Origin of the sequence: Methanoregula sp. (assembly GCF_035543475.1) — an archaeon.
Lineage (GTDB): Archaea > Halobacteriota > Methanomicrobia > Methanomicrobiales > Methanospirillaceae > Methanoregula.
The window spans coordinates 45,420-55,404 of the sequence record NZ_DATKKA010000016.1; the positions used below are offsets into that span (position 1 = coordinate 45,420).

Below are 9,985 nucleotides of genomic sequence, written 5' to 3' on the forward strand. Positions count from 1 at the left end.
CGGATGCGGACCGATGTAGTAAGACTGGGACGCCTTTCGGGCGAGAGGACCGGGGAGATGATGCGCTTCCTCTCCTCGATGCGATCCGACCGCTGTATCGCCGATGCCGATGTGCTGGTGGATATCGCCCACGTGCTGATGCTCGAACGCCAGAAGATCATCGGCACCGATATTGCAAAGCAGCTCCTGCCGGCGCTCCTGGAACTCAACAGCGAGGGGGTCCCCGAGGAGGTCTTTGACGACCGTTTCGAGGATGTCCACGCGGGGATCGAGACCCTCCTCATCGAGGCCGTGGGCGTGGATGTCGGCGGCCGCATGCACATGGGCCGGTCGAGAAACGACGAGGTGGCGACCTGCATCCGGCTCAAGCTCCGCGAAGACCTCCTCAAGCAGATGGCAGCGCTCCTCAAGGTCCGCGAGGTGCTTGTTGCCCTGGCCGAGAAGCACCGGGAATCGGTCATGCCCGGGTTCACCCACATGCAGCATGCCCAGCCCACCACCCTTGCCCATCACCTCCTCGCCTACGAGCAGCAGTTTACCCGGGACTTTGACCGGCTCCGCGATGCCTATGCCCGGGTCAACCTCTGCCCGCTCGGGGCCGCCGCGTTCGCCTCCACCGGCTATCCCATCGACCGCGAGTATACCGCAAAACTGCTGGCGTTCGACGGCCCGGTGGTCAATACCATGGACGCGGTCGCGACACGGGACTTTGCCCTCGAAACCCTCGCCGACCTTTCCCTTATGATGGCGAACGTGAGCCGGCTCTGCGAGGAGCTGGTCATCTGGAGCACCTCGTTTGTGAAATTCGTGGTGCTCGACGACGCGTTCTGCTCGACCTCGTCGATCATGCCGCAGAAGAAGAACCCGGACACCGCCGAGATCATGCGGGCAAAGACCGGTTCGGTCTTCGGGGCCTATACAGGAGCCCTCATGACGGTCAAGGGCCTGCCCATGAGCTACAACCGCGACCTCCAGGAGCTCACGCCCAATATCTGGCGCGGGATGCGGGATGCAAAAGAGAGCCTGCGCCTCCTTATCGATATGCTCTCCAGCGCCACATTCGATACGGAGCGCATGAAGGAGGAAGCGGGTAAAGGTTTCTCCACCGCGACCGAGCTTGCCGACACCCTTGTGCGGGACTATGGCCTGCCCTTCCGCATGGCCCACAACATCGTAGGCAGGGCCGTACAGAAGGGGAGCCTCTCTTTGGAGACTCTTGAAGCCGCGGCAAAGGAGCTCGATGTCGGGATCTCGCTTGCCGCCAAGGGACTTACGCAGGACCAGATTGATAAGGCGCTCGATGTGGCACACTCGGTTGAGGTACGGCGGGCCACCGGCGGGCCGGCACCGTTTGCCACCAAGATCGCGATTGCGGACCGGAAGAAACTTCTCGACACGGACTCGTCATTCATCGATGAGCGGCTGGCAACGATCGCAAAGGCCAAAGAGTTCCTGATTGCTGATGCACGGAGGCTGGTAGCATAACCGGATCGTTTTCCTCAGGTGACCATGTCTCCTGCACGTACGGCAACAGGACCCTTTCCGGGACCTATATTACCGAGCGCGACGGGATGGCGGTCGTCAAGCTCTCGAGCGGCTACAATATCGGGGTGGAAAAAGCATGCTGTACGCTCGTCTCCCCGGCACCGGCATCCACTCCCCGGAGTGCGCCCATCAAACAGGACCCAAAACTGCCCGAACTGGCCATCATCTCCACCGGCGGGACGATCGCGAGCCGGATCGATTACCGGACCGGTGCGGTCACCAGCCAGTTCGATGCGGACGATATCCTGACCGCAATCCCGGCCCTTGCCGAGATCGGGCGGTACCGCACCAAAGTGCTCTATACAATCCTTTCAGAAAACATGACCCCTGCGATCTGGCAGGAGCTGGCCCGGGCGATCCACGATGAGATCAAGCACGGCGTCACCGGGGTGATCGTCACCCACGGCACGGACACGATGGCCTACAGCGCTGCAGCGGTGAGCTTCATGCTCGACACGCCCGTCCCGGTTGTCTTTGTCGGATCGCAGCGCTCTGCGGACCGACCGTCCAGCGACAATGCGATGAACGGGGTCTGTGCGGCACTTGCGGCAGAGAGCGGGCTTGGCGAGGTAGCGGTCGTAATGCACGCGACCACAAACGACGATGCCTGCGCCATCCACCGGGGAACAAGGGTGCGGAAGATGCACACCTCCCGGCGCGATGCGTTCCAGAGCATCGGGATTCCCCCAATCGGGACCGTTGATTACGCGACCCGCACGGTCACCCTGTCTGATGCAGCAGTCAAACGGGGCACGCACAAGCTTGCCCTGTACGACAAGCTCGAACCGCACTGCGCCCTTATCCAGTTCTACCCCGGCATGTCTCCTGATATCCTGAAGGCGTACGAAGGATACAAAGGCCTCATTCTTTCCGGCACCGGTCTCGGGCACGTGAGCACCGCGATGATCCCGCAGATCAAAAAGCTTGTTGCTGGCGGGACACAGGTCATCATGACCTCTCAGTGCATGCACGGCAGGGTCTGCGACCGGGTGTACGACACGGGCCGCGACCTCCTTGCAGCGGGTGTCATCGAAGGCGGGGACATGCTCCCCGAGGTGGCGCTTGTCAAACAGATGTGGGTGCTCGGGAACGAGAAAGACCCGGTAAAGGCGGCGTCGCTGATGGCAACCGATCTCAAAGGCGAGTGCATGCGGAGGAGCGCCCATGGATTATAAGGCAGCCGGCCTCGTGGCCGGGATCGAGATCCACCAGCAGCTGGACACGAAAGAGAAACTCTTCTGCCACTGCCCGACCATGATCCGGGACAACGCGGAGCACTCGGGAGAGTTCTTCCGGTACCTGCGGGCCACCGAGAGCGAAATGGGCGCGATTGACCGGGCCGCACAGGAAGAGATGAAGCGGGTGCGGAAGTTCGTGTACTATACTTACCCCACCACCTGTCTTGTGGAGAACGATGAGGAACCGCCCGCGCCGCTCAATGAGGAGGCGCTCGACATCGGCCTTACCATCGCCAAGACCTTTGGCATGACCCCGATCCCGCAGGTGCACACGATGAGGAAGCTCGTGATCGACGGATCGAACACGAGCGGGTTCCAGCGCACCGCCCTTGTGGCCATCAACGGCGCACTCCCGAACGGCGGGAGCATCGAGACGATCTGTATCGAAGAAGAGGCGGCACAACGGGTCAAGGACGACATCTTCTCGCTTGACCGGCTTGGGATCCCGCTTATCGAGATCACCACCTCGCCCTGCATGCATACCCCCAAGGACGTGCAGCGGGTAGCGGAATACATCGGGATGGTGCTCCGCTCCACCGGCGCGGTCAAGCGCGGCCTTGGCACGATCCGGCAGGATGTCAATATCTCCATCAAAGACGGCGCCCGGGTGGAGATCAAGGGCGTGCAGGACCTTGCCCTGATCGCCGAGGTCGTGCGCCGGGAGGTCCAGCGGCAGCAGGCTCTCCTCGCGATCCAGAAGGAACTTCTCCAGCGCCATGCGAGCGTGGGCTCCGGGCAGATCGACATCACAGCCCTCTTTAAGGAGACAAAGTCCGCGGTACTCAAGAAGTCCAAGAAGATTTTTGCCCTTGTCCTGCCGGGCTTTGCCGGCCTTGTCGGCCGCGAGATCCAGCCCGGCCGCCGGCTCGGGAGCGAGATGTCGGACTATGCCAAGAAATGTGGCGTGGGCGGGATCTTCCATACCGATGAGCTGCCCGCGTACGGAGTCACCGAAGAAGAGGTTGCCCGGCTCCGCGAGTTTGTCCACGCAAAAGAGCAGGACGCCGTGATCCTTGTTTCGGGTGCAAATGAAAAGCAGGCTACGTGCGCCTGGAACCAGGTCCACACCCGGGCGATGCTTGCCCTTTCGGAGAAACCTGTACCCGAGGAGACACGGAAGATGCTCGAAGAGGGCAGCACCGCGTACATGCGCCCGCTGCCCGGCGCAGAGCGGATGTATCCCGAGACCGATGTGCTCCCCGTGCGGATTGATGAGGCCCGGTGGAATGCGGTTTTCGTGCCGGAACTCCTGACCGTGAAGGCCGAGCGGTTTGCAAAGGACCTTGGCCTCGACCCGGCGGTTGCTAAGCAGATGGCATTCTCAGAGTACCTCCCCGTCTTCGAGCGGGCAATCAATGAAGGGAGTGGGGCAAATCTTGCGTCCCGTACATTGCTTGCGACGATCAAGGAGCTCCGCCGCGATGGGGTGGACACCGATAAAATATCTGACGATGCAATATTAGCGGTGCTTCGGGCAGTAGGGATACAGCCTATCAGTGGTAGTGCACAGATCAATATATCTGGTTCCGCTACGATCCAAGTGGCAAAAGAGGCCATTCCGGAGATCCTCACCGCCATTGCCAATGGGAGCACCGCGGAAGACGCGATGGCAAAGCTCGCCCCGACCGTTTCCCGCGATGAGCTTGAAGCGGTGATCAAGAAGATTGTCGCCGACAGAGCGGAGTTTGTCACCGAGAAGCAGAAGGGCGCACTCGGGCCCCTGATGGGTGTCGTGATGCAGGAGGTCCGGGGCTCGGTGGACGGGAAAGTTGTAAGTGAGCTTCTCCGGAAAGAGATTGAGAAGGTGCTCGCTGCGAAGAAGTGAGTGGACGTTTCCTATCCCCGTTTTTTGAATTGCTGAAAAAATCTCTAACTCTATTTGCTGTGGTGAGAGCGATGGCTTCCTGCATCAGGGCCCCTCGTGGGGCACGGCGGGGCAAATGAGTGTCCGCTTTACGTTCTGATCCGCCGCGGGGGCGCCCCGTTTGGGGCGGCGGCATTCCTCGCTCGTGGGGGTATGGGGGCATCAGCCCCCATCATTTTGTTCTCAGGCAGGGGACCCTGCTATTATCCTGGTAAAAATTTGGTATGAAGCAGCTTTCCCGCTGCTCTGGATTTACGGTATCAGGTTCGTGGGGTGTGAACCTGATCTTATGAGGGGACGTGAATCTCTATCGTATATAACCGGAGGTTCTGCGCGGAAATGTCGAAGTCGTACACCGCATTCCCGGAATAGTATTTCTGTGACCAGGGCCGGGGGTCGCCGTTTTTCTGCCAGAGTGCGGTGTCAAGACCTCCCGGGGGCTGGATGGTGTCAATAACTTTTCCGGAATCGTGGTCAACGATCTTGATCGTGAGGCTGGGAAAGACTGCGGAATAGGACCCCGATGGCGACTGGACGTCCTGCCCGCCCGTGGTCAGGGGGTCGGCCGTGTACCAGAGTTCCCAGTAACTTGAGGGGATAGAAACGTTCGTGACCGTCTCATCGCCCACGCCAACGATTGTCTGGATATTTTTCATCCCGGAGCTTTCCGGGAATATGGAGGAGAGTGTCGGTGCCGTGGTGACCTCTTCTGTCGGTGCCGGGGTCGGGGCGGATGTCTGTACTTCCGTGGTGGGCGTCGCCTCCGGGGTGGTTACCGTGGTCTGTACCGGTGCCGGGGAAGCGCCGGAAGATGCAGGTTGTGTGCACCCGATGATCGCGGCAGTAAGTGCGATCAGGAGAAGCAGGGAAACAACAATTTTCATACTCGTGATTATGGCAGGCGAACCATAAGAATTCCTCTTATTGGCTCTTCCCTGCTGATATCTCCCGGCTTTTGACAGGATTTCCCGGGGAAATCCTCCTCCCCTCTCAATCCACTTTACACCCGGGACAACACTTGCTTTATAAAGGATGCCCGTGACCTGACCTGCACTCTCCCGGGATTTGTTCTCCGACGGAGAATTTCCGGACCGGTACCGGGTCCGGATGGTTCCAGTGGAAAGGGTGCCATTCCACTCCACGATTTTTTGTTTAAATTGTTATTTTTCAAAACAGGCTGTTTTAAACGGGAATTGACCGTGCAAATTAGCGGGGTTTCCCGGGGACAAAAAAGTGGAGCGATGAAATGATCATCCGAAGTATTTTTAGCCAAAAGAACGCGTCTATGGCCTGAAAATTCAGGGGCCCGGTACGGGGCTGAATCAATCATGTGTTTTTGGAGAATTATGGCAGATCTGTGGCCGGGGGCCTCATGCGGGGCTGGAAAGGAGCATCCGGGTAAGAAGATCCCCTGGGTTTCCTGCGAAAATTGCCTTTGAACCCTCTTTTTCGGTCACCCTCCGGGTAATTCCGGGATTCCGTCCGGTTTACTTCGCATTCCGGAACGTGAACCGGCTCTGTCCGTGGTAGCTCCACAGGAAGGCGATTCCGGTTGCGAGGATCTTTGCCATGAGGGGGGAGAGGGAGAGGAAAGTAACCGCGAGCCAGACAATTCCCAGGTTGACGATTAAGCAGGAGACCGAGATCGCTGCAAAAGTGGCAAACTGCGCGGCAGTCTTCCGGCCCGTGTCATGGAACGTGAGGTACTTGTTGGCGAGGTAACTGACCACGATCCCGCAGCAGTACGAGAACGCTGCCGCAGTCAGGTACCAGAGCCCGAGGTACGTAGTGAATGCGTACATCAGCCCGATGTCCACGAGGGATGAGAGGATCCCGACGCAGAAGAACGGGACGATCCGCCCGGGGAAGAGTCCGGTGATCCCGGGGGACATGGTCCTGCACCCTGTATCTCCTTCGTGTGCCATGGCCGGTGCTCATGCTGCGCCAAGGCAGTCATAGAGGGCGTTTGCTGATCCCCCGAAGCTCCCGCCCACCATTGCGCTCCCGGTGCCGGTTATACCGGGCAGCGGGAGGCTCCCGGTCCGGTTCCCTGCGGTCACCGCAGAACCGCCCCACTCCGATGCAGGGACCACCGTGCAGTGGGTGGAAACCCAGCTGAAGAGTTCGCTGTTCCCGCTGTTCTGGCCGCCGCCGCTCATCCCACTCATCCCGCCGGTCTCGAAATAACGGACCTTGTCCTCATGGATGTAGGTTTCAAGGACCGTGAGGTCCAGGACCTGGTCACTTCCCGTGAATCCTCCCAGGTCCATAACCGGCTTTCCGGTCGCAATAATCAGGCCGGCCCCTTCCTGGGAGCTCGGGACTGCAACGATCCAGGTCTCGTTCTTGGTATGGGCGAGCAGGAATGCAGCGAGTTTGCTCGTGGATCCGTCCTCTTCTCCGGTGCCCGGTCCGGTTCCCAGCGGCCCGCCAGTCATGCCGGTGCCATCCCTGGACTGGTTGCGTGCCAGTCCGCGTCTGTCAACCCCACCCGCAATTCCGGAATCTCCCGGGCCCGGGAACGTGGCCCCTCCGGGCATACCTCCGATCATCCCGCCGCCCGAGCCCTGCGGACCTGCGGTCGGGATGTTACCCCCGTTCCCGGTCATAATCGGGGTACAGGACCAGACAAGGGGCGCGATAAAGAGGATGCCAAGCGCCACCGCGACGATGGGCAGCCGGTAGTGGACGAGCGCGGTTTTCTTTTTGCGCTGCATCCAAGCAAGGAGCCCGGTGCAGGCGAGCGTCCCGAAAAGGACGACCGGCATGAGAGGACCGGCAAAGTCCGCGTTATAGGTAAGGAAGAGGACCCCGGCTAGGCCGGTGACAAGCACCGCAACAGGAAGGAGCCACCCGGAAACGCCGCCGCTGACGTACTTTTGGTACATCCCGACCGCACCAATCCCGACCAGTCCTGCGATCGGCGGGGCCAGGGTGGCGATGTAGTAATCGTGGAAGAACCCCGTGGTGAAGCTGAAATACAGCAGGCCGGGGATCAGCCAGAGCAGCATGGCGATGAGTGCCAGGCCCCTTTCGCCGGTAAGCCCGGCATCCTGGAGGCCCGTAAGGGAGAGGGTTGCGGGTCTGCGGATCCAGGCAAGAACCCCGATCAGCGCGAAGAGGAGCAGCCAGGAGATATCCCCGGCAAGACCCTCCCGGAAGACCCGGAAGATGCTCGGGCTCCCCCCGCTGTTCATCCCGCCGCCCATGTTACCCGGGGCTCCGCCGGAAATCCCGGATGCTCCCGTCTGCTGCGATCCCTGGCCGGGAGGTGTCATCCCTCCGGGGCTCTCGCCCGGACTTCCTGGTGGCGTACCGGACAGATCGTTGTTACCGCCAGGTCCTGCAAACGATGAACCGGTTGTACCTGCACTCTGGATTATGCCGCTGCCCGATCCTGAACCTGCCTGTCCGCCTGAGGATCCGCCGGGACCGCCACTTGTGTCGTCGATCCCGAGCCGGTGGAGGCCGTTGTAATCGATGATAAGGCCAAGAACCGTGTTGTCCCCGCTCCCCCCGATGTACGGGCGTTCGCTCGCCGGGACCATGTCCACTGCAACTGCCCAGGAAAGCGAGACCGCAAGGAGGACAACCACCGCGATTCCCAGATGAAGGGCCCGTTTCTTCCCGGTAAACTCAGTAACGCCGAGGAAATAGACGAGAAGGACGGCCGGGACCACGATGAATGCCTGGATCATCTTGATGTTGAACCCGATCCCGATGAGAACAACCGAGGCAATAAGCCAGGGAAGCGACCGCTCCCGGGCCGCTTTTAGGACCGCCCAGACCGCCAGGAGAAGGACAAAGATCAGCTGCGTGTCCATTGTCCCGTTCCGGGAGATAGCAACAAAGATTGGCGTCACGGCCAGGGCCAGGGCAGCAACGAGCCCCGCAGGCTTCCCGAACGGGCGGGAGATGATGAAATAGAGCAGTGCTACCGAACCGACGCCGGCAAGTGCCTGGGGGAGGACGAGCACCCATCCCTGGAACCCTAAGACTGCAGCAAAGGCTGCCTGGACCCAGAGGCCTACCGGCGGTTTGTCAATAGTGATAAACCCGGCCGGATCAAAGGAGTTGAAGAAGCCGGCCACCGGGTTCTCAAGCATGCTCTTTACGGCCGCGGCATAGTACGTATTCGATATGCCCTGATTCCAGATGTTCCAGAGATTAAGGAATGCCGCGAGGAGGAGGATCCCAAAAAGGAGGAACTCCGCCCGGTACCGTTGTACAAATTCCGGAATCCTCATACCAGCCGCCGCTCGATCAGGGTTACCATACCCGCGATCTCCTGTGCATCTGCCCTGCTCTGTTCCGTTCCATCCTTTTCTATCCCGGCGAGCAGCTCGCGGATCCGTGCAATCTCTTCTGAGGTGATGATATGCCACTTCTGCCTGTTTCGCAGGGCCGGTATGGTTTCCATGGATTTCCCTTCGGTAAGGAACATAACCGTCCTGAAACGGATATATTGGTGCCATGGTCCCGGTCAATGCAGGGCCACCGGAGTGATATATTGAACCGGTAAGGATCATATATCAAGGCCGGGGGACCGGTTCGCCGTTTTTACCTGTGTACTCTCCCCTCCCGACAGGGGAAATGCCAATCTATTTTATTCCCTGCACAGATACTATGGTAACGTATACCAGCCATTTCCGGGCAGGCCCGGACTCATCGGAGGCCCATCGTGATGACAGACAAGAAAACGGTCAGCGTCGCAACCGATCCTGAGTTCATCGCGGAATTATCCGAATACCTGGAAGTCCTCTCCAACCCCGTGCGGCTGAAGATCCTCAAGGTGATCGAAAAAGAGCCAAAAGAGATCACCGAGATCGCTTCAAGGATTAACACGAGCTATGCGAACACGAAAAAACACATCGACCAGCTGGTCCATATCGGCATTGTAAAAAAGGAGGCCGGCTTCGGGAGGGAGACCGTCAAGGGGATCCACCCGGTCTGGAAGTTCTCCCTTGCCGAGGGCAGCCTGGAGATGCTCATAAAAAACCTCGGAGTCTTTTCCCGGGTGAACGTGCCGATCGGGTTTGGCGAGATCGCAAAGAAACTGGAGACCGTACGGGCCGCGGTCATTGCCGAAGCAGGGACCACGAGCCCTGCCCTCCACCTCATGAGCGGGAGCGCAGCCGGGCGGACGTTTTTGCTCAAAAAGGACCACAGCGCAATTGGCCGTGTTGACCCCGACAACCCCGGGCGGACGGCCACGACCGATATCGTGCTCCCTGAGGATTACGCCATGGTGACACGGATCACCAAGCCCCACGCGGTCATCTCCCGGGCAGGGGACTGCTGGCAGATCGAGGACCGGGGCAGCCTGGGCGGGACCTAC

At 60.0% G+C, this 9,985-nt stretch carries 8 protein-coding genes; 4 read left to right on the top strand and 4 right to left on the bottom strand.

Annotated elements, in window-relative coordinates; all coding sequences use genetic code 11:
• Nucleotides 1–3 precede the first annotated feature (3 nt).
• From argH to gatE, 3 genes are read left to right on the top strand one after another with little or no spacing between them, the layout of a single operon-like run.
• Nucleotides 4–1,485, top strand: coding sequence for an argininosuccinate lyase (gene argH / locus VMS83_RS06115; protein ID WP_414674913.1), 1,482 nt, complete (start codon nt 4–6; stop codon nt 1,483–1,485).
• Nucleotides 1,482–2,720 (top strand): Glu-tRNA(Gln) amidotransferase subunit GatD, encoded by a 1,239-nt coding sequence (gene gatD, locus VMS83_RS06120; protein ID WP_325410901.1) that lies wholly within the window; start codon nt 1,482–1,484, stop codon nt 2,718–2,720. Before argH ends, gatD begins: the two co-directional genes overlap by 4 nt.
• The gene (gene gatE / locus VMS83_RS06125) at nt 2,710–4,608 is read left to right on the top strand and encodes a Glu-tRNA(Gln) amidotransferase subunit GatE (RefSeq protein WP_325410887.1); all 1,899 of its coding nucleotides are present in this window, start codon (nt 2,710–2,712) and stop codon (nt 4,606–4,608) included. Before gatD ends, gatE begins: the two co-directional genes overlap by 11 nt.
• A gap of 326 nt (nt 4,609–4,934) precedes the next feature.
• Here gatE and VMS83_RS06130 read toward each other — a convergent pair whose 3' ends face one another.
• The 4 genes from VMS83_RS06130 to VMS83_RS06145 form a co-directional block, all read right to left on the bottom strand.
• A complete protein-coding gene (locus VMS83_RS06130) occupies nt 4,935–5,531 on the bottom strand; it encodes a hypothetical protein (protein ID WP_325410889.1) in 597 nt (198 codons plus the stop codon).
• Nucleotides 5,532–6,134: 603 nt separating this feature from the next.
• Complete coding sequence (locus VMS83_RS06135; RefSeq protein WP_325410891.1) at nt 6,135–6,572, bottom strand: GtrA family protein; 438 nt, start codon at nt 6,570–6,572, stop codon at nt 6,135–6,137.
• A gap of 9 nt (nt 6,573–6,581) precedes the next feature.
• Entirely contained in the window at nt 6,582–8,894 is a 2,313-nt protein-coding gene (locus VMS83_RS06140; protein WP_325410893.1) for an ArnT family glycosyltransferase, read from the bottom strand.
• Nucleotides 8,891–9,091, bottom strand: a complete 201-nt coding sequence (locus VMS83_RS06145; RefSeq protein WP_325410895.1) for a hypothetical protein — start codon at nt 9,089–9,091, stop codon at nt 8,891–8,893. Before VMS83_RS06145 ends, VMS83_RS06140 begins: the two co-directional genes overlap by 4 nt.
• A 240-nt stretch (nt 9,092–9,331) precedes the next feature.
• Between VMS83_RS06145 and VMS83_RS06150 the strand changes: the two genes are divergently transcribed.
• Nucleotides 9,332–9,985, top strand: a 654-nt coding sequence (locus tag VMS83_RS06150; protein ID WP_325410897.1) for a helix-turn-helix domain-containing protein, incomplete at its 3' end; no start/stop codon positions are given.